General features: G+C 57.2%; 20 protein-coding genes. 12 read left to right on the top strand and 8 right to left on the bottom strand.

Annotation, left to right across the window (positions count from 1 at the left end; all coding sequences use genetic code 11):
* The first annotated feature begins 19 nt into the window (after positions 1 to 19).
* From L53_RS01540 to L53_RS01525, 4 genes are all read left to right on the top strand, one after another.
* On the top strand, positions 20 to 823 hold the full coding sequence (locus tag L53_RS01540; protein WP_156947779.1) for an ABC transporter permease: 804 nt from the start codon (positions 20 to 22) through the stop codon (positions 821 to 823).
* The gene (locus tag L53_RS16085; protein ID WP_051607440.1) at positions 816 to 2,255 is read left to right on the top strand and encodes an ABC transporter ATP-binding protein; all 1,440 of its coding nucleotides are present in this window, start codon (positions 816 to 818) and stop codon (positions 2,253 to 2,255) included. Before L53_RS01540 ends, L53_RS16085 begins: the two co-directional genes overlap by 8 nt.
* A 72-nt stretch (positions 2,256 to 2,327) precedes the next feature.
* The gene (locus tag L53_RS01530; RefSeq protein ID WP_034810913.1) at positions 2,328 to 4,097 is read left to right on the top strand and encodes an FkbM family methyltransferase; all 1,770 of its coding nucleotides are present in this window, start codon (positions 2,328 to 2,330) and stop codon (positions 4,095 to 4,097) included.
* Between the two features lie 105 nt (positions 4,098 to 4,202).
* Positions 4,203 to 5,249 carry an NAD-dependent epimerase gene (locus tag L53_RS01525; RefSeq protein WP_034810911.1) on the top strand — a complete coding sequence of 349 codons (1,047 nt, stop codon included), beginning with the start codon at positions 4,203 to 4,205 and terminating at the stop codon, positions 5,247 to 5,249.
* Here the strand turns inward: L53_RS01525 and rfbC are convergent, their stop codons facing one another.
* The 4 genes from rfbC to rfbB all read right to left on the bottom strand — a co-directional run bounded on the left by rfbC (position 5,250) and on the right by rfbB (position 8,835).
* Positions 5,250 to 5,813: a dTDP-4-dehydrorhamnose 3,5-epimerase gene (rfbC, locus tag L53_RS01520; RefSeq protein ID WP_198019705.1), complete on the bottom strand. Its 564-nt coding sequence runs from the start codon at positions 5,811 to 5,813 to the stop codon at positions 5,250 to 5,252. It abuts the gene before it with no gap.
* A 12-nt stretch (positions 5,814 to 5,825) separates the two neighbouring features.
* Positions 5,826 to 6,695 carry a glucose-1-phosphate thymidylyltransferase RfbA gene (gene rfbA / locus L53_RS01515; protein WP_034810906.1) on the bottom strand — a complete coding sequence of 290 codons (870 nt, stop codon included), beginning with the start codon at positions 6,693 to 6,695 and terminating at the stop codon, positions 5,826 to 5,828.
* Between the two features lie 209 nt (positions 6,696 to 6,904).
* Positions 6,905 to 7,786 (bottom strand): dTDP-4-dehydrorhamnose reductase, encoded by an 882-nt coding sequence (rfbD, locus tag L53_RS01510; protein WP_034810904.1) that lies wholly within the window; start codon positions 7,784 to 7,786, stop codon positions 6,905 to 6,907.
* A complete protein-coding gene (gene rfbB, locus L53_RS01505; protein WP_034810902.1) occupies positions 7,783 to 8,835 on the bottom strand; it encodes a dTDP-glucose 4,6-dehydratase in 1,053 nt (350 codons plus the stop codon). The genes rfbD and rfbB overlap by 4 nt, the downstream gene beginning before the upstream one ends.
* Before the next feature lie 370 nt (positions 8,836 to 9,205).
* Between rfbB and L53_RS01500 the strand changes: the two genes are divergently transcribed.
* From L53_RS01500 to metK, 4 genes are all read left to right on the top strand, one after another.
* Positions 9,206 to 10,366 (top strand): DegT/DnrJ/EryC1/StrS aminotransferase family protein, encoded by a 1,161-nt coding sequence (locus L53_RS01500; RefSeq protein ID WP_034810900.1) that lies wholly within the window; start codon positions 9,206 to 9,208, stop codon positions 10,364 to 10,366.
* Positions 10,367 to 10,471: 105 nt separating this feature from the next.
* Positions 10,472 to 11,866: an adenosylhomocysteinase gene (gene ahcY / locus L53_RS01495; protein ID WP_034810898.1), complete on the top strand. Its 1,395-nt coding sequence runs from the start codon at positions 10,472 to 10,474 to the stop codon at positions 11,864 to 11,866.
* A gap of 15 nt (positions 11,867 to 11,881) precedes the next feature.
* Positions 11,882 to 12,736: a formyltetrahydrofolate deformylase gene (locus tag L53_RS01490; RefSeq protein WP_034810895.1), complete on the top strand. Its 855-nt coding sequence runs from the start codon at positions 11,882 to 11,884 to the stop codon at positions 12,734 to 12,736.
* 24 nt (positions 12,737 to 12,760) lie between these two features.
* Positions 12,761 to 13,942: a methionine adenosyltransferase gene (metK, locus tag L53_RS01485; protein WP_034810893.1), complete on the top strand. Its 1,182-nt coding sequence runs from the start codon at positions 12,761 to 12,763 to the stop codon at positions 13,940 to 13,942.
* 7 nt (positions 13,943 to 13,949) lie between these two features.
* Here the strand turns inward: metK and L53_RS01480 are convergent, their stop codons facing one another.
* From L53_RS01480 to glmS, 4 genes are all read right to left on the bottom strand, one after another.
* Positions 13,950 to 14,345, bottom strand: coding sequence for a hypothetical protein (locus tag L53_RS01480; RefSeq protein ID WP_156947777.1), 396 nt, complete (start codon positions 14,343 to 14,345; stop codon positions 13,950 to 13,952).
* Positions 14,318 to 16,786: a S8 family peptidase gene (locus L53_RS01475; protein ID WP_034810889.1), complete on the bottom strand. Its 2,469-nt coding sequence runs from the start codon at positions 16,784 to 16,786 to the stop codon at positions 14,318 to 14,320. Before L53_RS01475 ends, L53_RS01480 begins: the two co-directional genes overlap by 28 nt.
* 104 nt (positions 16,787 to 16,890) lie before the next feature.
* Entirely contained in the window at positions 16,891 to 17,817 is a 927-nt protein-coding gene (locus tag L53_RS01470) for a hypothetical protein (RefSeq protein ID WP_034810887.1), read from the bottom strand.
* 104 nt (positions 17,818 to 17,921) lie between these two features.
* Positions 17,922 to 19,748: a glutamine--fructose-6-phosphate transaminase (isomerizing) gene (gene glmS, locus L53_RS01465; protein WP_034810885.1), complete on the bottom strand. Its 1,827-nt coding sequence runs from the start codon at positions 19,746 to 19,748 to the stop codon at positions 17,922 to 17,924.
* A 249-nt stretch (positions 19,749 to 19,997) separates the two neighbouring features.
* Between glmS and cysD the strand changes: the two genes are divergently transcribed.
* The 4 genes from cysD to L53_RS01445 all read left to right on the top strand — a co-directional run bounded on the left by cysD (position 19,998) and on the right by L53_RS01445 (position 25,511).
* On the top strand, positions 19,998 to 20,900 hold the full coding sequence (gene cysD / locus L53_RS01460) for a sulfate adenylyltransferase subunit CysD (protein WP_034810883.1): 903 nt from the start codon (positions 19,998 to 20,000) through the stop codon (positions 20,898 to 20,900).
* Positions 20,900 to 22,810: a sulfate adenylyltransferase subunit CysN gene (gene cysN, locus L53_RS01455; RefSeq protein WP_034810881.1), complete on the top strand. Its 1,911-nt coding sequence runs from the start codon at positions 20,900 to 20,902 to the stop codon at positions 22,808 to 22,810. Before cysD ends, cysN begins: the two co-directional genes overlap by 1 nt.
* Before the next feature lie 133 nt (positions 22,811 to 22,943).
* Positions 22,944 to 24,461 (top strand): acetyl-CoA acetyltransferase, encoded by a 1,518-nt coding sequence (locus L53_RS01450; protein WP_034810879.1) that lies wholly within the window; start codon positions 22,944 to 22,946, stop codon positions 24,459 to 24,461.
* Positions 24,462 to 24,506: 45 nt separating this feature from the next.
* Positions 24,507 to 25,511: an NAD(P)H-dependent glycerol-3-phosphate dehydrogenase gene (locus tag L53_RS01445; protein WP_034810877.1), complete on the top strand. Its 1,005-nt coding sequence runs from the start codon at positions 24,507 to 24,509 to the stop codon at positions 25,509 to 25,511.
* Positions 25,512 to 25,536: the final 25 nt, after the last annotated feature.

Below are 25,536 nucleotides of genomic sequence, written 5' to 3'. Positions count from 1 at the left end.
AGACGAAGGAGTAGTGCAGTTGAGTTCAGCGGCTTTCAGCAAGGCAAAGCAGACCCTCGCCGACATGTTCGGCGGAGTCTCCAGCGCACCACGACAGGGTTGGAACCTTGCCGCCCGTGATATTCGCATCGAATATGTTCACACGAAGATGGGCCTGTTCTGGGCTTTTATCGAGCCCCTCGCGATCGCTGGCGTTTTCATCGCCCTGCGCAGCAGTGGGTCGCTGGAAGTCAGCGGGCTCAACATGCCGTTTTCCCTCTTTGCTGTCAGTGGCATCCTGATCTGGCAAACATTCTTCGACGGCATGATGATGTCCCTGACATCGCTTCAGCGCGCGAGTGGACTTATCGGCAATTATGCCATGCCGCCTGAAAGCCTGATGATGGCCATGGTGTTCAGATCCCTGTTCCTGCTCTGCATGCGTGTCCCAATCGTGCTCGGCCTCGCGGCCGCTCAGGGATTGCTGGAATGGCAGAATGCGTTGCTGTTTATTGCCATGTCGCCAATCTGCGCCCTCGGCGGAGTCGCGGTAGGTCTGTTTTTTGCGCCATTTACGCTCGTTTCCGGCGACTTGAAGCTGGCCGTTGGCGTGATTGCCCGGCCGATGCTGTACCTCTCGGGCGCGGTCTTCCCGCTCACCGGAGGGCTCGCCATTTTCAAGCATGGCAATCCGGTTGCTCTGACGATCGAGGAATTGCGCTTTTGCCTGCTCTCGCCCAGCCTGTCCCACATCCTGCCGCTTTTTTATGTTGCCCTCGGCATCATGGCGCTCTTCTGCGTCAGCTGGTTCGCTTATCATCGTACCATGAGAGCTTATGTCTGACGTGAGTACGCAACGCCCCATCATCTCCGCCTCGCAGATCGGCCGTAGTTTTCCCAGACGGCGGCAGAACAATGTGTCGCGCAATTTCAACGACATACTGGGCAACATCTTCTGCCTCCCTCCAAAGCATGACCGCGATGAAGAAGAATTCTGGGCCCTGCGTGATGTGAGCCTGGATATCCGCCCCGGAGATGCCGTGGGCGTGATCGGCCGAAACGGCAGCGGAAAGACAACGCTCATGAAGCTGTTGTCGGGCCTTCTTGCCCCGACAAAGGGACACGTCTCGATCAATGGTGAGATTCAGGCACTGATCAATCTGGGGGCGGGATTCAATCAACGGCTCAGCGGTCGTGAAAACATTCTCAACGGCATGCGCATGCGCGGAATCAGTCCAAAGCGCAGTCCAGAGCTTGTGGAACAGATCATAGACTTTGCCGAGGTCGGCGCCTTTATTGATGGACCAGTGGAAACCTATAGCTCCGGCATGAAATCGCGGCTTGGTTTCGCACTCTGCATATTCCTGCGGCCCGATCTCATTGTGATCGACGAAGCCTTGTCCGTGGGAGACCTGGCCTTCCAGAACAAATGCAAGCTGCACTTGCAGGCCATGAAACAGCAGGGCGTTGCCATGCTGCTGGTGTCACACTCGATGACGAGCATCAGGCAGTTCTGCGACCGTGCACTCTGGATTCATGCGGGCGAACTGCAGGCTGACGGCCCGGTCGACCAAGTTACGGCGCAATATCTCGAATTCATTGATCAGGAGATGTCGCGCAATGAAGAGCCGGCAGCGGCCCTGACCGAGGCCAGCCCCCCGATGCAGCACGCTCCAACACAGCCTGCCCGGCCACTTTCGGCGAAAGTCGCGCAGCGTTGGAGCAATCTGACGCCGAAGGACAACAAGGTCATCGACGATCCAGACAAGAGCTTCCTGGCCCAGAACCCACAGCTTCAGTGGAAACGACCGACCATATCCGAAAATCAGGTCGAAGAGCTTTATGGTGGGCACATAGAACCCACGGGCTTTCAGGATTTTCGCGCTGTCGTGCTTTCCGATGGCCAGCCGACCAATACGCTTCAGGTAAACAAGCCATTCGCCATTGAATTCGGCTTCACGCCACAACGACCCATCAACGACCTGAACGTCTCTCTCGTCTTCCACACCAAGGACGGCAAACGCCTTTCAACCATCTCTACCTTGAACGGTGACCTATTGAAGCAGAATGGCGACAGCAGGGTCCTCTGTCGTGTGAATATTGCCGACATTCCATTTGCCGCTGGGTATTATGTTGTCACGATATCCATCCACGAAGGCAATGCATATCTGTGGCGCGACGCGATCCTTGAATTCAAAGTATCGCCCAACCGCTTCATGGTGTGGAACCCGATCAGCATGCAGTATCAATACAATATCTTCAAAGTGTCGAATTAACGCCCCCAATTGTACGGGCGGGTCAGATACACTGCCGCCATTCCTCATCGCAAGTAGCCAAAGCGCCCGATTATGAAGAGACTGATTTCCAAACTCTGCCGACTGCTGTTGAAAAGCAGCAGGTTCAGGCAACTCCTGCTGGCTGAAGTCAAACGCACGACATCTGTTGAAGAAAAGTCCGATCTTTTGAGCGCGTTCGTCGATGATTCGCCGGAGCTCTTTGATGGCGTAGCCAGCCGACCCAGTATGCGCGATCGATTTCTTGCCCTGCCCTGGATTCGGGAAAGGCTTGGAAGAGATGTCGAGTTTCTGATCAATTCAGTCTTGGCCGACAAGAACCGCAATGCGTTCTTCGCGGATGGCCGTATCCGAACCATTGCATCGAAGCAGACCGGCATCCGCGACAAATTTGGCAAAGATGTCCGTTTTCTTGTGCAGTCCGCTTTATCCGACGAAAATCGCAAAGCGTTCTTCGGAAATGGAGAAATTCAGGCCGCCGCAACCGCGACCACATCTATCCGTCGCACGCTTGGGAATGACGTTCGATTCCTTACCGAATTTGCCTTGAGCGATGAGAACCGAAAAGCCTTCTTCGGGAAGGAAGAAGTTCAGGTTGCGGCCACGGCGACGACGTCAATCCGAAGCGCACTCGGAAACGATCTCCGCTTCCTCACTGAGTACGCTCTGAACGATGACAACCGGAACGCCTTCTTTGGAAACGGAGAAGTCCAAACCGCAGCTATTGCGACTACTTCAATCCGAAACGCGCTCGGAAGCGATCTCCGATTCCTCACCGAGTACGCTCTGAGCGATGACAACCGAAAGGCTTTCTTTGGAAACGGAGAAGTTCAGGCCGCTATTGGTGAACTTTCCTCCGTCCGGAATTCCATCCTGACCTCTCAACTCAACGAGAGAGAAGCAGTGGGCATCCTGTCCGGCGCCTGGCCAATGAAGCAGCGCCAGTTGGACGGATTTTCGAAGTACCTGGACATGATTTCCAGACTGAAAGTGTATTACGGCGACAGCCCGGTCCTGAAAGATTTGCAGACAGCTCCCATTCCCGATGGTGGTTTTCCAAACGACATCGTACTGCGAGATTTCTTCACCGAGCATTTGTGCCGCGGGCAGGAATTCCTGATGCGCGATTCAACGCTGACCTATGTTGACAAGCATGCGATCTGGACACTGATCCATGAAATCCTCATGGATCAGGAATACTATTTCGATACCGATCAGATGAAGCCTTACATTATCGACGCTGGCGCCAATTTCGGGATGTCGAGCGTGTACTTCAAGGAACTTTATCCGGATGCAGAGGTTCTGGCATTCGAACCTGTCCCCTTCCTTCACGATCTGGCGTCGAAAAATATCGTCCGCAACAAGCTGAGTGACGTAACAGTGTTGAAGAAAGGCTTGGCCGCAAAGCCGGGCATCGCCACATTCTTCATGTCCGGCGACTACAGTATGGCAGGATCCCTTACCGAGCGACGCAAGACATTTGGCGATGAAATTGAGGAGCTGACAATCGAAACAGTACCTCTGGCAGATTATCTCGATCGCGAAGTGGAATTCCTGAAACTGGATATCGAAGGCGCTGAAGGAGAAGTCCTAATGGCCGCCGGGGATGCTCTCGCCAATGTCAAACAAATGTGCGTGGAATGGCATCTGGGCGCAAACCCGTCAGATATTGCCCTGGACGATGTTCTTTCGACCCTCACGCGCCTCGGCTTCCGGTACCAGATCGGGAAGTCTGGCAATTATGCCAAGCGCAGCCGCAGCAAACCCATGTCGCACTTGGGAGAGCTGGGAACTTTGAACTTCTGGGCAAAACGCGACACCTAGCCTGCCCGCCCGCGACGCAGTATCAACAAGATTGCCCGCTCTGTATCGCAACGACCAACTGGATTGGTCCCTGCCCTCACCTGAACCATCACGGAATTCGATTAAATGCCCTCAGCCACAGATAGCAAAACCTACCTGGTCACCGGCAGCGCAGGGTTCATCGGATTTCATGTGGCAAACACGCTTCTGAAACGGGGCGTGCCCGTCGTGGGGTTCGACAATCTAAATACGTATTACGATCCCGCCTTGAAACGCGCGCGCCTGAAAGAGCTGGAAAACACATCGGCAAAAGAAGGCGTTTCGTTCAACTTTGTCGAGGGAAATCTAGAGAACGCAGCAGAGCTGAATGCCTGCTTTGCGTCACATGAATTTCATCGCGTGATTCATCTGGCCGCTCAGGCTGGGGTGCGCCATTCGATCACCCATCCTGAAGAATACGTATCGTCGAATCTGGTCGGCTTTGCCAACATGCTGGAAGCTTGCCGAACAGCCAAAACGCCCCATCTGGTCTACGCGTCGACATCAAGCGCCTATGGCGCGAATACGACATCTCCCTACAGTGAATCTCACGGGGCGAACCATCCGCTACAACTCTATTCCGCCACCAAGAAGGCAAATGAGTTGATGGCACATGCCTACAGCCACCTGTATCGCCTACCCACCACAGGATTACGATTTTTTACCGTCTACGGACCATGGGGGCGGCCCGATATGGCGCTGTACCTGTTTACGGACGCGATCGTCCGCGGTGAGGCAATAAACATCTTCAACAATGGAGAAATGTCTCGCGATTTCACCTATGTCGATGACATCGTTGAGGGCGTCCTTCGAATTGCAGAAAAGGTCGCGGAGCCTGATCCGGACTGGGACGCGAGCGCGCCAGACCCGGCAACGTCAAATGCTCCGTACCGGATTTACAATATCGGCAACAACCAGCCCGTAAAACTGCTCGATTATGTGGAGGCTCTGGAAAATTCCCTGGGGCGCAAGGCCACACGCAACTTGATGCCGATGCAGCCGGGTGATGTGAAAAACACCTATGCCGATGTCACCAAGCTGACGGAAGCCGTCGGGTACCGGCCCTCCACATCCGTCAAGGATGGCGTCGAAAGATTTGTCGCGTGGTACAAGGAGTATCACGGTATCGATTGATCAGCCCTGATACACAAATCCCGTGTCAGTGTCCTGCAGACTGCCGGCCTGTTCATCTTTCTGGGAGAGTTGCGGCACGGCGCCGTCCAGAGGCCATTCAATTCCAATTTCCGCATCATCATACCGAATAGAGCGATCATTGTCCGGGGCATAGGGCGCCGTGACCTTGTAGATGACATGTACATCTGGCGTCAGCGTCAAGAAGCCGTGCGCGAAGCCCTTCGGTACCAGGATTTGATTTCCCGCTTCCGCGGTCAGTGTGACCCCCGTCCACCGGCCGAAGTCCGGTGATCCCTTGCGAATATCCACGGCCACATCGAATACCGCACCGGTAACGACGCGCACAAGCTTATCCTGGGCGAATGGAGGGGTCTGGAAGTGGAGACCTCGCAACACGTGCTTCTCTGCAGAGAAGGAGTGATTGTCCTGAATCCAGTTCAGTTCAATTCCAGCGTCAACAAAACGTTGGTGATTGTAGGTTTCGCTGAAATAGCCACGGGCATCGCCATAGCGCGCCGGGACGATTTCCTTGACGCCATCAAGGCCAAGGTCACGCACATTCATCAGTCACTGTCCTCAATTCTGATTTGCAAGTGTACGCAGGTAAACGGCGTATTCTGTCTTGCCGAGCTGGTCTGCGGCATGAAGCAATTCTTCGCGCCCGAGATAGCCCTTTTCGAAAGCAATCTCCTCCGGACAGGCGATCTTGACGCCCTGCCGGTGCTCGATCGTACGCACAAAGCTGGATGCCTCGTGCAGACTGTCATGTGTTCCGGTGTCCAACCAGGCATATCCCCTGCCCAGCTGCTTCACTTTCAGCTTGTCCATTTCCAGATAGGCGCGGTTGACGTCGGTGATTTCGAGCTCACCTCGTTCGGAAGGTTTCAATTCGCGTGCGATATCGACGACCTGTTCATCATAGAAATACAGGCCGGTAATCGCCCAGTTCGACTTGGGCGCGCTCGGCTTTTCTTCCAGCGTCAACGCCTTGAAGTCCTTGTCAAAGGACACAACACCATAGCGCTGCGGGTGCGCAACCTTGTAGGCAAAGATCGTCGCTCCGTCGGCCTGTGCAGCCGCCTGCGCGCACATCAAGCCGAGATTGGCACCGTAAAATATGTTGTCCCCAAGGACCAGCGCTGACGGGCCGCCCTTCACAAAGTCCTCGCCGATAATGAACGCTTCAGCCAGACCGTTCGGTTGCTCTTGAACGGCAAACTCGATGTTGATTCCGAACATCGACCCATCTCCCAGCAGTCGCTTGAACTGGGACTGATCCTCGGGCGTTGTGATGATGAGAACGTCTCGAATACCGGCCAGCATCAGCACGCTTAGTGGGTAGTAGATCATCGGCTTATCGTAAACCGGCATCAGTTGTTTTGAGACAGCCTTGGTCAACGGGAACAATCGAGACCCCGTCCCGCCTGCCAGAACGATGCCCTTCATCCGCCAAAACTCCACATAGCAATTACCCACTTGGTTTGGACCATCTCGCCGAGGCTGGTCAACCGCTAACTGAATTTAAGCTGCACTGCCATCGCCCGGCCGCGCGTCTTACGTATAGACATGCCGATTTTCATCGGGGGCCGGCGAAGAAGATGAGAATTCGACGCCGAATGTGCCGCTGAAAAGTGTCTTCGCACGGGTCAAAAGCCTTATCGTGCAGGTTCCGCAATAATCGCGGAAACCGTCTCGGAAAGGCCAATATTCCAGTCCGGCATTTCAATCCCGAAAACACGCCGGGTCTCAGACATATCAAGCCGCGCATTCAGGGGCCTTTGCGCCGGCGTAGGATAGTCCGCCGTCAAAATACCGTTCACATCGGCGACCGGTCCGCCCAGTTCCTTGCTGACCTCATAGATCCGCCGCGTCATGGACGCGCGGTCGGTCTCTCCCGCCCCGGCAGCATGGTAAACACCCCAATTATCAAAGCCAGGCTTAGTCGCCTGTTCAGCGATTGTGATCAGAGCCCGTGCGAGATCGGGCGCATGCGTTGGACAACCAACTTGATCACTCACAACACTCACTGCGTCGCGGGTCTGTGCCACCCTCAACATGGTCCGCACGAAATTGCCACCAAATCGCGAAAATATCCACGACACCCGCACGACCAGGGATCGTTCAGCCCGTTCGCGGACAGCCACCTCCCCCTGAAGTTTCGTCTTGCCATACACGCCCAACGGATTCGGTGCATCATTCGGCGTGTAAGGGCCGTCCTTCGCGCCATCAAACACACAGTCTGTCGACATGTGGATGAGCGGCACGCCACGCCGCGCGCACGCAACCGCCAGGTTGCCCGGTCCTTTAGCATTCAGAGCATAAGCGCCGTCAGCATCTGCCTCGGCGCCATCGACTGCGGTAAATGCCCCAGTATTGATCACTGCCATGGGCTCATAACGGTCAAGCGCGCTGAGGTGCGAGTCTGCGTCCAGCAAGTCCACCACCGGACGCCCCGGACAAATGATCCGCTCACCCCCTACTGAAACTAGCGCCTGCGCGACTTGTCCCGACCTTCCAACAACAAGAATGCGCGTCATGCCTTAACACCCAGCCTCTCGCCACTATAGTTTTTGTCGCGCAGGGGCCGCCACCAGGCCTCATGCGTCAAATACCAGTCAATTGTCTCTTCAAGACCAGCTTCGAAATCCTGCCTTGGAGTCCAGCCCAATTTCGTATCGATCTTGGACGCATCAATCGCATACCGGAAATCATGCCCCGGACGATCGGTTACAAACTCAATCAGATCTGCATGAGGAGCACTCTCCGGACGCCGGGCATCCAGAATTCGGCAGACCTCGTGCACGATCTGCAGATTTGTCCGCTCGCTGCCACCGCCAACACAGTAGACCTCACCAGGCACACCCTGTTCAGCCATCATCTTCAGGGCGCGGGCGTGATCTTCAACATGCAGCCAGTCGCGCACATTGGTTCCTGTGCCGTACACCGGAAGGGCTTTTCCTTCCAGAGCATTCAGGACCATCAAAGGTATGAGTTTCTCGGGGAACTGACGCGGTCCGTAATTGTTTGAACAATTCGAGACCACAACCGGCAATCCATAAGTGCGCTGCCACGCCCTTGCCAGATGGTCCGACCCGGCCTTGCTGGCAGAATAAGGCGATGACGGATCATACGGCGTCGTCTCGCTGAAATGGCCTTCCGCACCCAGAGAGCCGAATACCTCGTCAGTCGAAATGTGTACGAAGCGAAATTGTTGATTTGCATCGCCCGGCAGGTCAGACCAATATGTCCGAGCCGCTTCGAGCATAGCATACGTGCCCACAACATTGGTCGTGACGAATTCAGCAGGCCCATCAATCGAACGATCAACATGCGTCTCAGCGGCCAGATGAAAAATGACGTCTGGTTTGACCGACTGAACGATCTCCGTCATGCGCGCAACATCTCGAACATCAGCGTCTATGTGACGGAAACCGGCCTGGGAGCTCAATTCGTCAAGCGTGACCTGATTGGCCGCATAAGTCATGCGGTCCACAGCCACGACTTCGGCGTCGCTTTCCGACAATAGCAGGTGGCAAAGCGCAGATCCGATGAATCCGGCGCCACCCGTCACGACATATCGTTTCATTTAGCAAATCCTGTAATTTCGCAAAAAGGGATTGGTTTGCGACTCCGTATCAGAGCAAACTGCCCGACATGCCCGCAACCGAGATGAAAAAGCGACGCCCTATCGGCTTTTGCCAGTCGTTCAATTCCAGACATTACGCCCCTGTCATGGTCGCCCCGGCCCGACTTCCGGGCTACACCAAGTCCGCTGTCACAGCAACCAATCGGCACATTATTCGGTAGCATTCGGTCACAATCCCTCGCGCCATGACTTCCCGGAGGCGTGAGTGTGAAAGCATTCGCGGAATTAGTCTGTAACTGCTCGTGACTTGCACCCATTTTGGGTTGATCGTATTCGGCCAACATCAGATCGCAGAACAGGCAGGTTCCTCGTGTCCATTCCCTTCATTGACCTTCAAGCACAGCGCAAGCGCATCGAAGCCGAAATCAATACGGCCATTCAGGGCGTGGTGGAAAGCGGGCGATACGTCCTTGGCCCCGAAGTCACCGAGTTGGAAAACCAGCTTGCGGCCTGGTGTGGCGCTGCGCATTCCGTCAGCTGCGCCAACGGCACAGACGCCCTCGCGCTCGCGCTGATGGCGTGGGAACTGAAGCCCGGCGACGCCGTTTTCTGCCCATCCTTCACCTTCGTCGCGACGGCGCAAGTCGTGCCTTGGCTTGGTGCTGCGCCGGTCTTTGTCGACATTCTGCCAGAGACCTACAACATCGACCCGGCACATCTGCGCAAGCAGATCGAGGCCGTGAAAGCCGAGGGCAAGCTGACGCCGAAAGTCGTAATCGCCGTCGACCTGTTCGGCCAGCCCGCCAACTATCCTGAAATCAAGGCAATCTGTGACGAGTTCGGCCTTAAACTGATCGCCGATACGGCGCAGGGCTATGGCTGTACGCTGAACGGCAAGCACCCGTCCGATTGGGCCGATATTGCCACGACCAGCTTCTTCCCTGCCAAGCCGCTGGGCTGTTACGGCGATGGCGGCGCGATTATCACGAATGACGCCAAACTCGCCGAGCGGATCGAATCGCTGCGCGTCTATGGCAAAGTCACTCCGACCGACGCGGCCGAGCGCAATTTCCATCATGATCCGAAATACCTCTCCCTGCGCGTCGGTATGAACTCCCGCCTCGACACGATCCAGGCCGCAGTCCTGCTGGAGAAACTGAAAATCTTCGCTGACGAGATCGAGAAACGCCAGATCGTGGCAGATCGCTATGCCGCGGGCCTGACCGGCCATGTCAAACGCGTGCCGAGCGTCATTGAGGGCGGCAAGAGCGTCTGGGCGCAATATGTCATCGAGCATGAAAACCGCGACGGCCTTCAGGCGCATCTCTCGGCGCAGGGGATCCCCACCGCCGTCTACTATCCGGTGCCGATCCACGAGCAGGATTTCTGCGCCCGTTTCAAACCCGCCGACGGCACCCTGCCGGTAACCGAAGCTGCGAGCGAACAAGTGATTGCGCTGCCGATGCACCCCTATCTGGAAGAGGCGGACCAGACACGCGTCATAGATACGATCCGGGCATTCAACGGATAAGCCGTCCGCGAAATCAGAACTCAGTACGGGTAACGCGCACTTCGCGCGTTGCCTTTTTTTGTGCGTCATGTTAGCCGCGATACAAACATATAAAGGATCATTGATATGGCTGAAAACTACCGCGTCGCCGATATTTCCCTCGCCGAGTATGGTCGCAAGGAAATCGCCATCGCCGAGACAGAAATGCCGGGTCTGATGGCCGCGCGCGAAGAGTTCGGCCCGTCGCAGCCGCTCAAGGGCGCGAAGATCGCTGGCTCCCTGCACATGACGATCCAGACGGCTGTGCTGATCCAGACGCTCGAAGCCCTCGGCGCCGACGTTCAGTGGGTGTCGTGCAACATCTACTCAACGCAAGACCATGCCGCCGCCGCCATCGCGGCAAATGGCACGCCTGTCTTCGCCTATAAAGGTGAAACGCTGGAAGAGTACTGGGAATTCACCGACCGCATGTTCCACTGGCATGACGGCACCGGCGCAAACCTGATCCTCGATGATGGCGGCGATGCCACCATGTACCTGATCCTCGGCGAGCGTGCCGAATCCGACCCGGCCTTCCTAGAGAAGCCGGGCTCGGAAGAAGAGAAATTCCTCTTCGCGCAGATCAAGAAGCGTCTCGCCGCTTCGCCGGGCTGGTTCGCCAAGACCAAGGCAGCGATCCGCGGCGTGTCGGAAGAAACAACGACCGGCGTGAACCGTCTCTACCAGCTTGAGAAGAAGGGTGAGCTGCCCTTCCCGGCCATCAATGTGAACGACTCCGTCACCAAGTCGAAATTCGACAACAAGTATGGTTGCAAGGAATCTCTGGTCGACGCGATCCGTCGCGGCACGGATGTGATGATGGCTGGCAAGAAAGCCTTCGTCGCCGGTTATGGCGATGTTGGCAAAGGCTCGGCTGCGTCGCTGTCCGGTTCCGGCGCGCGCGTTGCCGTTTCCGAAGTTGACCCGATCTGCGCCCTTCAGGCCGCGATGGACGGCTATGAAGTCCTGACGGTCGATGAAGCCGCACCGAAATTCGACATCTTTGTCACCGCGACTGGCAACAAGGATATTCTGACCGTCGACCATATGCGTGCGATGAAGGACATGGCCATCGTCTGCAACATTGGTCACTTCGACAATGAAATTCAGGTCGAAGGTCTGCGCAATTTCGAATGGACGAACATCAAGCCGCAAGTCGACATGATCACCTTTCCGGATGGCAAGCGGATCATCCTGCTTTCTGAAGGCCGCCTCGTGAACCTCGGCAATGCCACGGGTCACCCTTCCTTCGTGATGTCGGCATCCTTCACCAACCAGACGCTGGCGCAGATCGAACTGCATGTGCGCGGTGAGCAGTATGAGAACAAGGTCTACACGCTGCCCAAGCACCTCGACGAGAAAGTCGCCCTGCTTCATCTCGAAAAGCTTGGCGTTCAGCTGACAGAGCTTTCCGGCGAACAGGCTGACTATATCGGCGTTCAGACGACCGGTCCGTTCAAGCCTGAACACTACCGCTACTAGGGGAAACCTTCTTCCGTGGCACGTCCCTATATCCTCAAATTTGCCTGCCCCGACCGCGTTGGACTGGTCGCAGGGCTGGCAAAACTGATGGAGCGTCATGATTGCTTCATCGCCGCGTCGCGTACATTTGGGGATACGGAAACCAGCCGCTTCTTTGCACGACTGGTCTTCCACGGGACGACCGACGCCCTGCCAGCTGGACTTGAAGATGATCTAGCTGAAATGGCTCACGAGTTGGGTGCTGACTGGACAGTCCATCCCGAAGGTGAGGCCGTACGGACACTGTTGATGGTGTCGAAATCAGAGCATTGCGCAAACACGCTCCTCTACGCGGCGCGTCGGGGTGAGTTGCCAATCGATGTCGTCGGTATCGTCTCCAATAATGAGACGCTCAAGGATGATTTTGCCCATTGGGGCCTTCCCTGGTTTCATGTTCCAGTAACAAAGGACACAAAGCCGGAAGCTGAAGCTCGACTGTTCAACATCGTTGAAGACACGCAAGCTGATCTCGTCGTACTCGCCAGGTATATGCAGGTACTGAGTGATGAAGCCTGCCGTCGTCTCGAAAAGCGGTGCATCAATATCCATCACTCCTTCCTGCCGGGATTCAAGGGCGCACGCCCCTATCATCAGGCCCATGCCCGCGGCGTGAAAATGATCGGCGCGACGGCGCACTATGTGACGGCCGATCTGGATGAAGGGCCAATCATTACCCAGCTCACCGAAGCCATCGACCATACGTTCAGCCCGGCTGACATGATCGAGAGCGGACGGCATCTGGAGGGCAACGCCCTGCTTCGCGCGGTCAAGGCTCATGCAGAGCACCGCATCTTCATAAATTCCGGAAAGACGGTCGTTTTTGCCCGGTAAAAGAACACTGATAGAGAGCCAGACATGAAACTTGCCAGCCACGAATTTACCAGCGAGAGCGTTTCCGAAGGCCATCCGGACAAGGTGGCTGACCAGATTTCAGACGCAATTGTCGACCTGTTCCTGTCGCGCGATCCAACAGCGAAAGTCGCCGTCGAGACCCTTACGACGACCAATCGTGTCGTCCTTGCCGGTGAAGTGCGCACCAATAACGGCGCCGTCATCACGCACGACCAAATGAACCAGGCGGCCCGCGATGTGGTCAAACGGATCGGCTATGAGCAGGACGGCTTCCATTGGGAAAACATGGAAATCGCCAATCACGTCCACGGCCAGTCGGTTGAGATCGCGCAAGGTGTCGAAGCTGGACAAGGCCTCTATGCTGAGGAAGGTGCAGGCGACCAGGGCATCATGTTTGGCTATGCCACGAACGAGACCCCGGAACTGATGCCAGCCACACTGGTCTATTCGCACCAGATCCTTCAGCGCCTCGCGCAACTTCGCCATGATGGCACACACCCCGAGCTCGAGCCTGATGCAAAAAGCCAGGTTACGCTGCAGTATGAAGGGTCAAAGCCTGTCGGTGTAAACGCGCTTGTCGTATCCCATCAGCACAAGGATAGCGCCACGCTGGAACAATTGCGTGAAATCGTCCGCCCTGTGATCAAAGATATCCTTCCCGATGGTTGGTTTCCGGACGAAGACAAGTTTTTCGTGAACCCCACCGGACGCTTTGTCATTGGCGGACCTGACGGCGACGCCGGCCTGACCGGCCGCAAGATCATTGTTGACACGTATGGTGGCGCTGCGCCCCATGGCGGCGGTGCATTCTCCGGCAAGGACCCGTCCAAAGTGGACCGGTCGGCCGCGTACGCCACGCGCTACCTTGCCAAGAACATTGTGGCCGCTGGCCTCGCTGATCGCTGTACCATTCAGGTCAGCTATGCGATCGGTGTGGCGCAGCCGCTCTCAATCTATGTGGACACGCATGATACGGGCAATGCAGACGAGGACCGTATCGCCGCGGCGCTGCGCGAATTGTTCGACCTGTCGCCCAAAGGCATTCGCACGCACCTCAAGCTGAATCAGGCGATCTACGGCCCGTCCGCGGCCTACGGGCATTTCGGCCGGACCCCAACCGAAAATGGTGGGTTCAGCTGGGAAAAGACGGACCTTGTAGACGAACTGAAGCGCCTCGCGAATTAGCGCCGCCTCAATACGCGACAGTGATTTTGTCAATGAATGCCACGGTCTTGCCGTGGCATTCTATTTTGACTCGCTGGGGCAATGGCTTCCGCGACTGCTGGTAAGCTGCCGTTCCGGGAACGGACGGCCCACCTTCCGTGAGGTTGAGGATCAGCAAGCCCTCATCCTCAGTCGGAACAGAGCCAAGCCGCCAGGACTGCTCATCCGCAACACGGACAACAACGTGCAATTTGCCCCCGGACTGACCCGGGCCCGGCATACGATTGATCCATGCCGACGTGTCCGTGATTTCCGGGCACGCGGTTTCGCCAAACGGCAGCCAGGCGCATCCGGTCAGGATGAACCCACTCGCGACTGCCAGCAATGACCTGCGGCCTACCATGGGGTCGACAGCCGCATCCACAGCGCCTCTTGGTCTTCAGCACTGCTGATATGGTTGGGCGACGTGGAGACCACAGCTGCGGCCTCGCCAGACCACGTGTCGGTCAGTCCGAATGTGTAGCGCGTTTCAAAATCGATTTGCCGACCGCTGGGGGTCAATTCAGCCTGCACCAGATCCCGGATCAATTGACTGTTCATATCCACACCAATCGGCGCATCAAGGTTCAAGAATCCGGTTTCGGCTCGCCGTGGCTGCGCCATGATGAAGTGTACCCGCCCTTCACCCAGTGATCGGTCTGCGCCCACCGACCAGCGGCTCGTCCAGATGCCTTCCACATCAACACCTGGCAGGTCGACGCTCGCCATTTCCACTCCTGAAGACAGGACCCAGTCGGAACCAGCGAACCATGCTCCCTCCAGCGAATATGCCGTCATCTCGGTCTGGTCTCGCGCGCCAAAGCGCTCCTGCAGTGTTCCACCGAGCGCCGTACCCTCATCCGAAATGAAGGATGCGCCTGCACGAATTGACCAGTCCTGGGCATCGCGGCCGAACATGAAGCCGGACTGACTGCGACCGCCCTGCTCGGCAGAGAATATGTCCATGACGAGGTCATCCGTAACGGCATGACTGAATTTCGCCCATGCACCGCCGGTCGAAAAAGCGTTCCCGACACCGGGTTCGTTGAGCAGGGAAATATCTGGCGCCAGATGCGTCAATGATCCACCTCGTCCCAATTCCACCTGGCTCTCGCCGAAACTGTAGCGCATCTGGAATGTTGATTGCGGGTCTTCCTGATAAGGGGCTGTCGGATCATCCTGCAACCGCGCCTGGGACCAGCTGAACGACATGTTTCCAGCATTAACGGCATAGGATTCGCCCGCCGCCCAATCAGCGCGGGTTTCAAAATTCACCAGGCGTGAGCCGAGCGCATCTGACGGCAGGGTCGCAGCAATGGCATCGGCATTCAGGCGGAAACCGCGTTGGTACTGGTCCTGAAAGACGAGGCTGTTGAACGCGCCGGAATTGGTGGCCCAATCCCCAAACGCGCCACCGCTGGGCGCTAGCGCGTCGGTAAAGCTGACTTTCTCGAGACCGAAGTCCAGATTCTGCTGGCCTTGTGGGCGGAATGCTTCTTCGAGGTTCAAGAGGCCCACACCGGAAACGCTGTCAGTACCAGCACCCGCGATCTCACCCGTGATCAGGTCGGGTGATGTGTCTACATAGTCTGTCGCGGTATCCAGCAGGATCTGGAGAGCGACTTCAGGTTGGGACTGCAAGTTCGGGAACGCGTCCAGCAAGAGCGCCAATGCGCCGGCAACATAGGGGGCTGCAAATGATGTCCCCGAAATGCGATAATAGTCTCCATCACTGTCGGCATCATTCGTCGGGTCGCCCGGGAATGCAACATCATCGTCCGGGCCAGTCGAGATTACGTCCTCACCGGGTGCGAGCAGGTAGAAGTTCTGCGCCGCACTGCCTGCCCTGTTCGAGAAGTCCGACAGAATGCCATTCGGGTCGACCGCGCCCACGGCGACAACCCGCCCGAGTGAAGATGTTTCACCTGCGATATACGCAGGCTCGGTTGGGCGTTCCCCGACCGCCTCGGTGTCATTGCCATCTTCATCTGTCCCTGCCGGTTCAGCTTCATTGCCGGCAGAGATGACGACCAGCACACCCGCCGCGGCCGCAGCGCGGACGGCGTTCTCCAGTCGCGGATCATTGTCGATCTCGCCACCGAGAGACATGTTGATGATCGAAGCACCCTGAGCCACGGCGTATTCGATCGCACGGACCAGCGTATCATCGTTGTAGACGCAACCTTCATCTTCCCCGGTGCGCGCACAGCTGCCGGGCGAGTCAGCCCGGATATCGAGTATGGAAGCCTCATATGCGGCGCCCTGAATGCCGTTCGGCGTGTCGTCGTCCAACACGCTGTTGAAATTGTCCTGCCTACGCGCAGCAATGACGCCCGTAACCAGTGTGCCATGGCCTTCAGTGTCGATATCGCCATCCTGACGAGTGATGGTGACCCGGTCTCCCGCAGCGTTGAAGCCAGCACAGGCGGTGTCCGCACAGACATCGAACATCTGCACAACAGCCCCTTGGAGATCGGGATGATCAGAATCCGTCCCCGTATCGATGACCGCCACAGTCTGCCCCTGGCCTGTCGCGCCAAGTGCATAGGCTGCTGACGCACCGATGATGGGCAGGCCTACTGTGGCATTATACTCGCGTGTTTCAAACTGTTCCGGCTCGGCAATCGAGTCAGGAAACGGATTCGAAGGCGGCGGCGGTGGAGGCGGCGGCGGTGGAGGAGGCATCGGCGTGACAGCGGAACTGCCGCCGCCTCCACCGCCGCCTGCGCATGCCCCCAGCACAATGGCCGACGCACCCAGCATGGCAGCCGCCAGCATGGACCGCGGAATGGGCTTCGCTGACTTTACATTGCGATACCGGTTCATGCAGATTCCTCCCATAGCGGCATCCAACTCGTCCTGCGGCCGGTGCCTTCCAAGCAATATTCCACCCCAAAGATAACCACGGGGCAAACACTTCGCTCAGCTTGTCAGGAAAATTCGACACGTTCTTGCGAGAAGTAGAACAGCGAGCGCGTCTCCTCATCAATTGTGTCATTGTGGGCTTCCAGCAATTTGTGCATGGCGTTTTTGCGATCCTTGAGCGCGTGATCGAAATCACCCTCAATCATGCGGTCAACACCGGTCCGAACCATCGCATCGCGCACTTCCATATACAGCGTCAGCGATCCGCCGAGAAACATGGACTCATAGGCAATCTTGCTGGCGATTTTGTCATGGATGTCAGAATACTGGAATTGCCGCTCCATCACCGATTTGCGCTTGCAGATGAAATCAATCTCGTGCCGGTGTTCAGGATGGCGCAAGTAGAAATTCTTCAGCGCGGTCATCTCCGTGTCGATCCGGGCCTGCACATCTTCCGGCAGGGATTCACTGAGAATGATGATGATATCGATATCCGAGCCCTTCACCATCTCCCCGCTCGCGACGTGTTCCCGAGGCTCATTGTGCGCAAGATAGTAGGCGAGATCGCCTGCGATAAAGGCGCAGAGTTGGCTGCGAATATCGCGTCCCAGAGTGACGAATACCTGCTTCATCACGGCTTGGGCAACCGACAACTTTTCGCGGCTGATCTCCCGATGCATGTTCGACAGGGTGCCCTGCCGCTCGATCATCTTGTCGCGTTGGCCCGGCAAGCCGAACAAGGTGAAGGACAGAAAATCCCGCAGGATGGACGGGCTCAGCCGCACCTGATCGTCGCGCGTGATATCAAATCGCAAATAGTAGCTGGCGAAATGGGACACGTGCAGCTTGCGGCTCTGATAACAGGCTTGCCACAAGGCCAGATGTGGAACGCCATAAAGATCGTCAGCCAACTCCTTGCCAAGCCGGGGCCCCTTCTCCGCCAGGACCGTCTCGATCCGGGCTTCAATATCTTTCAAATCATAGGTTGGCACGCACGAATCTCCTACATTCTGCAGGAGTAAGGCAGGCCAGGAAGACGCTGTCCAGCAAGGTCAGGTGGTCACGATCCGCATTTGATACGATCAGGCGCGTCTCATCACTCAACGGTCACTGACTTGGCGAGGTTGCGTGGCTGGTCGACATCAGTCCCTTTGGCAACAGCCACATGATAGGCCAGCAATTGCAACGGCACTGCGGCCAGCACTGGCAGGCTGATATCATCACCATCCGGCAAGCAAATCACATGATCAGCCCGGTTACCGGCAGCTTTGATGCCGGCTTCATCCGAAATGAGGATGACACGCGCGCCACGTGCGCGGATTTCCTCGACATTTGAAATGGTCTTCTCGAACAGCTCGTCTTTTGGCGCGATTACAACGACCGGAAGGTCTTTTTCGATCAGCGCGATGGGGCCATGCTTCAACTCGCCGGCGGCATAGCCTTCGGCGTGAATATAGGACACTTCCTTCAGCTTGAGTGCACCTTCCAGCGCCAGCGGAAAGTACCGCCCCCGCCCAAGAAACAAGACATCCCGGCAAGGGGCCAACGTCTTTGCGATCTCGCGGATATCATCTTGTGCCTCAAGTGCCTCGGTCACCTTGCGTGGCAACGCCATCAGACTTTTGACCGCCATTACCTCATCACCAGGCAAAAGATGCCCCCGAGCCTTGGCTGCATTAAGGGCGAGCACAGCCAGAACAGACAATTGCGCGGTGAAAGCCTTCGTGGAGGCTACGCCAATCTCTGGCCCGGCATAGGTTGGCACGATCGCGGCCGCTTCACGGGCAATCGAGCTTTCCGGCACGTTCACCACGGCCACGGCTGGCGTGCCGTTCTGACGACAGTACCGCAGGGCCGCCAATGTATCTGCTGTCTCTCCGGATTGGCTGACAAACATTGCTGGACCGGTCTGCGGCAGTACAGGTTCACGATAGCGGAATTCCGATGCGATATCGGTCTCGAACGCCAGTCTGGCTTTCTGTTCAAACCAGTATTTCGCTGTATGGGCGGCATAATACGCTGTGCCACAGGCAATCGCGACAGCCCGATCAGCCTTGGCGAACATCGTATCGGCCACTTCGCCCAGATTGAGCGTCTGCGTTGCCTGATCGATATAAGGCAGGATCGAGCGCGCGAGAGATTCCGGTTGCTCGTGAATTTCCTTCAGCATGAAATGATCATACTCACCACGCTCAATCAGGCCTTCGTTCACAGCAGATTTCACGCGGGGACGGTTTACGCGGTCCCCATTGGCATTTCGGACATCATGACTATCGTGTGTCAGAACGACCCAGTCGCCCTCTTCCAGATAAGTGACGTCGCGGGTGAGAGGCGCCAGCGCGATAGCGTCTGAGCCAAGAAACATTTCGCCTTGCCCGTATCCGAGGACCAGCGGGCTGCCCTTGCGCGCACCCATCAGCAAGTCCGTCTTGCCGGAAAAGATGGCAGCGATGGCGAAAGCGCCCGATAGTTTCTTGAGTGCGGCCTCGAACGCATCAACCGCGTCCATGCCTTCGGCCATGTTCTGATCGATCAGCTGTGCGATGACTTCACTGTCCGTCTCGGATTCGAATGTCCGTCCGCGAGCCTGCAGATCTTCACGCAACTCGCGGAAGTTTTCGATGATGCCATTGTGCACAATCGCGACCTTGCCCGACATGTGGGGATGAGCGTTGGTCTCGTTCGGCTTACCATGCGTGGCCCAGCGCGTATGGGCGATGCCAGTCGGGCCATCTGCCGGTGCGTCGTCGATAAGGGCTTCCAGATTGACGATCTTGCCCTCGGCGCGGCGCCGCTCAATCGCATCTCCGGCCAGCACAGCTATGCCGGCGCTGTCATAGCCACGATACTCCAAACGCTTCAGGCCATCGACGAGACGCCCGGCAACGGTTTCCGTACCTGTGATCGCAACAATTCCGCACATACTCTACCTCCATTCGGGTAAAGCGTATTTAGACCGCCTGAATCCGCCAGGATAATGACACTTTGTGTAGGAATGCGACAACAGACGGGCAAAACCGTCTCATGGCGGGCATATTGCATGCTTTAGCTCTGCTGAACGATCAAATTATGGATGTCACACACATTCGGGTCTATCGCCCACGCAAGCCCGCTATATCTGGGATATCAAGAACTTACATATACCGATGATGCTTGAAGGACTGTACGCGTTTTGAAAAACCTCACCCACCTCGACAGGCTGGAGGCTGAAAGCCTGCACATCATCCGCGAAGTGGCCGCCGAGTGCGAAAATCCGGTCATGCTCTATTCCGTTGGCAAGGATTCGGCGGTGATGCTGCATCTTGCGATGAAGGCGTTCTATCCATCGCGCCCTCCCTTCCCGCTGATGCACGTCGATACAACCTGGAAATTCCGGGAAATGATCGAGTTCCGCGACCGGAAAGCCAAGGAGCTGGGCTTCGATCTGCTGGTACATGTGAACGAAGATGGCGTCCGCGATGGCGTCGGACCGTTCAGCCACGGATCAGCTGTGCACACAGATGTGATGAAAACGCTCGCCCTGAAACAGGCGCTCGACAAGTACAAGTTCGATGCAGCCTTTGGCGGTGCCCGACGCGACGAGGAAAAATCTCGCGCCAAGGAACGCATTTTCTCCTTTCGCTCAGCCGAGCACCGGTGGGACCCGAAACGCCAGCGGCCAGAGCCGTGGAACGTTTACAATACCCGCATCAATCAGGGCGAAAGCGTTCGAGTCTTCCCGCTGTCCAACTGGACCGAACTGGACATCTGGCAGTATATACGCCGCGAAAACATCGAGATTGTCCCGCTCTACTTTGCTGCCCCGCGTCCCGTCGTGAACTGGAATGGTGTGGACATCATGGTTGATGATGACCGAATGCCGGAAGAACTGCGCAGCACGGCGGTCACCAAATCCGTCCGCTTCCGTACACTTGGCTGCTACCCGCTGACCGGCGCGGTCGAAAGCACAGCCGCAACCCTCGAAGACATCATCCAGGAAATGCTCCTGACCACCACATCCGAACGCCAGGGCCGCGTTATCGACGCCGACCAGTCCGGATCCATGGAAAAGAAGAAACAGGAAGGCTATTTCTGATGCGCCTCAATGACGACCTGATTGAATCAGATATCGCCGCCTATCTGGAGAAGCATGAGCATAAATCCCTGCTTCGCTTCATCACCTGTGGATCCGTAGATGATGGCAAGTCGACGCTGATCGGCCGCCTGCTCTATGACGCAAAGATGATCTTCGAGGATCAGCTGGCGTCCCTCGAAAGCGACTCCAAGAAAGTCGGAACTCAGGGCGAGAATATCGACTTTGCCCTGCTCGTTGACGGACTGACGGCTGAACGGGAACAAGGCATCACGATCGACGTGGCCTATCGCTTTTTCGCCACCGAGAAACGTAAATTCATCGTGGCCGATACCCCTGGACATGAACAGTATACGCGCAATATGGCCACCGGCGCATCAACTGCAGATGTGGCCATCCTGATGGTGGATGCGCGCAAGGGCATCTTGACGCAAACCCGGCGCCACAGCTTCATCACGTCTCTGCTGGGCATTCGCAAGGTCGTGCTGGCCATCAACAAGATGGACCTGATCAATTATAGCCAACAGGCCTATGACGACATCGTAGATGATTTCTACGCCTTCGCAGACGAGTTGGCGACGGATTTGGAAATCCAGCCAATCCCGATGTCTGCCCTCGAGGGCGTGAATATTACCAGCAAATCCAACGAAACAGACTGGTATGATGGCCCAAGCTTGATGGATTATCTGGAAACCGTGCCGGTTGGCGATCGCCGACTGAACACGCCTTTCCGTATGCCTGTCCAATGGGTCAATCGCCCCAATCTCGACTTCCGGGGTTTCTCCGGACAGATTGCTGCGGGCACGATCCAACCTGGTGACCGCGTCAAATCCATGCCGTCCGGGAAGCAGTCCACCGTCCAGAGAATTGTCACGGCGACGGGTGACCTTGAGCAGGCAATCGCCGGACAATCCGTTACGATCACACTGGATGACGAAATCGACTGTTCGCGCGGCGACGTTCTCGTTTCAGCCGAAGACCCTTCCGAAGTGTCTGACCAATTTCAGGCTCGCCTGCTTTGGATGAGCGAAACGCCACTCCTGCCCGGTCGCCGCTACCTGCTGAAGATGGGGGCGAAAACTGTCACGGCCACGGTCAACGCGCCGAAGTATGGCATTGATGTCAATACACTGAACGATGTTCCAGCGAAGACGCTGGAGCTCAACCAGATTGGCGTTACAACCCTGTCTCTAGACCAAGCCATCCCGTATGATCCGTATGATGTCAATCGTGAGATGGGCGGCTTCATTCTGATCGACCGGATGACGAATGACACGGTTGGTCTCGGCCTTGTCGACTTCGCACTCCGCCGCGCATCAAACATCCACTGGCAAGCCATGGATGTTGATCGGTCTGCGCTTGCGGAACAGAAGGGCCAGAAGCCAGCCGTGCTCTGGTTTACCGGCCTGTCTGGATCCGGCAAGTCGACCATCGCCAACGCCCTGCAGAAGCTGTTGTTTGCCCAAGGCAAGCACACTTTCACGCTGGACGGGGACAATGTCCGTCACGGCCTGAACCGCGATCTCGGATTTACCGATGCTGACCGCGTCGAGAACATTCGCCGCGTCGCCAATGTCGCACGCCTGATGTCCGACGCCGGATTGATCACACTGGTCTCGTTCATCTCGCCGTTCCGGTCTGAGCGTCAAATGGCGCGCAACCTGATGGCTGATGGCGAGTTTATTGAAGTCTATGTCGACACACCACTCAGCGTCGCGGAGGACCGGGACGTGAAGGGCCTCTACAAGAAAGCCCGCGCTGGAGAGATCAAGAACTTCACCGGCATCGATAGTCCGTACGAGCCACCTCGGGCGCCTGAACTGCGCATCGACACGGTGAACAATTCTCCGGAAGAAGCCGCTGAAGTCATCCTTGGTTTCATGCGCGAAAAGGGTCTGCTGAACGGCGGGTGATCCAGTATTGATGGCGCCGCGCCCACCTGACCGGGCACGGCGCCGATCATTGCCTCCTTCCCCAACGTACCGGCTCGCCTTGCCGAATTTCGCACGCTAGGTGTCGTTCCACACAACGATAAGGGAGCGTGTCATGGCAAAAGGTGATCAGCCGGTTCTGGTTGGCGTGGGACAAAGCCTCAGCCAGTGGGATGGAACAAGCGGACCAGACGGTGCGCCGTCGCCCCTGTCACTCATGGTCGACGCGTCCAAGGCGGCTCTCTCTGACAGTGGTGCAGACCTCGCCAAGGCCATCGACACGATTGCGGTTGTTCGCATCTTTGAAGATTCAGTCGGTGGCGCACCACACCCGCACGGACATAACACCAATCTTCCCGGCACACTGGCGCGCGATATTGGCGCTGCACCTGACACGCTGATCTATGAAACCGTTGGCGGTCAAAGCCCGCAGGCCCTTGTCAATGAGATGGCCGCACGCATCCATGCGGGCGATGCTGACTGCGTGCTGATTTCCGGTTCGGAGGCAAATCGGGCCTCAAAGGGCGCGCGCCGGAATGATGTGGAAATTGACTGGGCCGACAGCGCTGATGCGGATTACGAAGATCGCGGCATGGGTCCGATGATGCTGTCGCGTGAAGAAATCAAGCACGGCATCGTCGCGCCAGCTTATTTCTATGGCCTGTTCGAAAACGCCATCGCCGCCCGCGAAGGCCATTCGCGCAGCCAGCACCGCAAGGCCATGGCCGAACTGTTCCAGCCCTTCTCTGCTGTTGCCGCAAAGAACCCATATTCTCAATTCCCGGAGGAACGCTCGGTTGAGTTTCTTTCAACACCGTCCAAGGCGAATTACGAGTATGCTGATCCCTTCCTGAAATGGTTCATCGCCCAGGACGCGGTCAATCAAGGCGCTGCTGCGATACTGATGAGTAGCTCCAAAGCCGACGCAATGGGTATTCCGGAAGACAAGCGTGTCTATCTTCACGGCGCAGGCGAAGCCGCCGACGATCTGATCTCGCTGCGCCCAAGACTCGACGGCTCATGGGCGATGCAAACCGCCATAGATCGCGCATTGGATCAGGCTGCAAAGACCCCCGGCGATATCAAGCATCTGGATCTCTATTCCTGCTTCCCTTGCGCCGTGTTCTCCTCGACCGCCGCGTTGGGCATCGACTGGAAGAATGATCCACGCTCCCTTACCCTGACGGGCGGCCTGCCCTTCTTTGGTGGCCCCGGAAACAATTATTCTCTCCACGGCATCGCCGAAATGGTGTCAACACTTCGCGCCGATCCCGGCAGCTATGGCCTTGTCCTCGCCAATGGTGGCTGGATGACAAAGGAAGCGGTGGGTATCTATTCGACCCAGAAGCCGACCCGTTTCACACCCGCAGAATCCTACGCAACACCGACCGAGCAAGTCACGCTTTGCGGCGAGGATTGCGAGGGCGTGCTGGAAACCTTCACGGTTACGCATGGGAAGGAGGGGCCGAACAAGGGCATCGCGTTCGTACGCCTCGAGGATGGGCGCCGGGCACTTGCCGTCGCATCCCCCGCTGCGCTCGCGACGTTACGTGAAGATGCCTCGCCGGTCGGCCGCAAGGTTGCCGTCAGCGTCGACTCTGAAAAGGAGCGTGGCACGTTCAGTTTCATCTGACCGAGGCGCTTGCCCCGCCCCCCGGTTTCGACCAATCTCCGGCGCATGACGAAACACTTCAAGACATTCGGCGTCATTGGCGGCGGCGCATGGGGCACAGCGATTGCCCAGATGCTGACCCGTGAGGCCCAGGACGTGCTGATTTGGTGCCGCGAAGCGGAGGTGGCTGAAGCCATCAATACGCACCATGAGAATACGGTCTTCCTGCCGGGCGTATCTTTGAACCCCGCGCTCAAGGCAACATCGGACCTTGCAGACCTGCACTTGATGGACGCGCTTTTTTCTGTCGCCCCTGCCCAGCACACGCGCGCAACCTTGCAGGCGCTGAAAGAGCATATCCGCCCCGGCACACCGGTTGTCCTGTGTTCTAAAGGCATCGAACTGAAGACTGGCGAATTCATGACGCAAGTGCTCGCCGACGAACTTCCCGAAGCGGTTCCGGCCGTGATGTCCGGCCCGAGCTTTGCCATCGATGTGGCCAAGGGCCTGCCGACGGCTGTGACCTTTGCCATCGAAAATGAAACCCTCGGCGCCGAACTGATCGCCGCTGTTGCGACCCCGAATTTCCGCCCGTACCTAGCACACGATCTGCTGGGCGCGGAGATCGGCGGCGCGGTGAAGAATGTGCTCGCCATTGCGTGTGGTATCGCACTTGGCAAGGGCCTGGGCCGCTCGGCTCATGCAGCGCTGATTGCCCGCGGCAGCGCGGAAATGACCCGGCTCGCTCTTGCCCTGGGCGCCGAGCGCGAAACCCTTTCCGGCCTGTCAGGGCTGGGCGACCTCGTCCTGACCTGTTCTTCCGAGACCAGCCGCAACATGAGCTGCGGACTGGCTTTGGGCAGAGGTGAGCCGCTCGAAGACATCATGGGCGCGCGAAACGCCGTGACCGAAGGCGTCGCAACGGCGCCGGTTCTGAAACGGATCGCAGCAGATTACAGCGTCGACATGCCGATCTGTGATGCAGTTGCGGATGTGATTGAAGGCGCGATCAGCGTCGATGAAGCGATTCAACGCCTGCTGATGCGTCCGAACAAGGTTGAAACAGTCTAGGACGCGTTTACCAACACCAAGCCCG

The sequence above is a fragment of the Hyphomonas sp. L-53-1-40 genome, from assembly GCF_000682775.1.
Taxonomy (GTDB): domain Bacteria; phylum Pseudomonadota; class Alphaproteobacteria; order Caulobacterales; family Hyphomonadaceae; genus Hyphomonas.
This window is presented reverse-complemented; position numbering and strand designations above follow the sequence as displayed.

Coding starts and splice junctions, on each gene's coding strand:
- L53_RS01475 (WP_034810889.1), bottom strand. CDS start 16,786: ATGAACCGGTATCGCAATGTAAAGTCAGCGAAGCCCATTCCGCGGTCC.
- metK (WP_034810893.1), top strand. CDS start 12,761: ATGAAACTTGCCAGCCACGAATTTACCAGCGAGAGCGTTTCCGAAGGC.
- L53_RS01525 (WP_034810911.1), top strand. CDS start 4,203: ATGCCCTCAGCCACAGATAGCAAAACCTACCTGGTCACCGGCAGCGCA.
- rfbC (WP_198019705.1), bottom strand. CDS start 5,813: ATGAATGTGCGTGACCTTGGCCTTGATGGCGTCAAGGAAATCGTCCCG.
- L53_RS01445 (WP_034810877.1), top strand. CDS start 24,507: ATGACGAAACACTTCAAGACATTCGGCGTCATTGGCGGCGGCGCATGG.
- L53_RS01530 (WP_034810913.1), top strand. CDS start 2,328: ATGAAGAGACTGATTTCCAAACTCTGCCGACTGCTGTTGAAAAGCAGC.
- glmS (WP_034810885.1), bottom strand. CDS start 19,748: ATGTGCGGAATTGTTGCGATCACAGGTACGGAAACCGTTGCCGGGCGT.
- L53_RS01450 (WP_034810879.1), top strand. CDS start 22,944: ATGGCAAAAGGTGATCAGCCGGTTCTGGTTGGCGTGGGACAAAGCCTC.
- ahcY (WP_034810898.1), top strand. CDS start 10,472: ATGGCTGAAAACTACCGCGTCGCCGATATTTCCCTCGCCGAGTATGGT.
- L53_RS16085 (WP_051607440.1), top strand. CDS start 816: ATGTCTGACGTGAGTACGCAACGCCCCATCATCTCCGCCTCGCAGATC.
- rfbB (WP_034810902.1), bottom strand. CDS start 8,835: ATGAAACGATATGTCGTGACGGGTGGCGCCGGATTCATCGGATCTGCG.
- cysN (WP_034810881.1), top strand. CDS start 20,900: ATGCGCCTCAATGACGACCTGATTGAATCAGATATCGCCGCCTATCTG.
- rfbA (WP_034810906.1), bottom strand. CDS start 6,695: ATGAAGGGCATCGTTCTGGCAGGCGGGACGGGGTCTCGATTGTTCCCG.
- rfbD (WP_034810904.1), bottom strand. CDS start 7,786: ATGACGCGCATTCTTGTTGTTGGAAGGTCGGGACAAGTCGCGCAGGCG.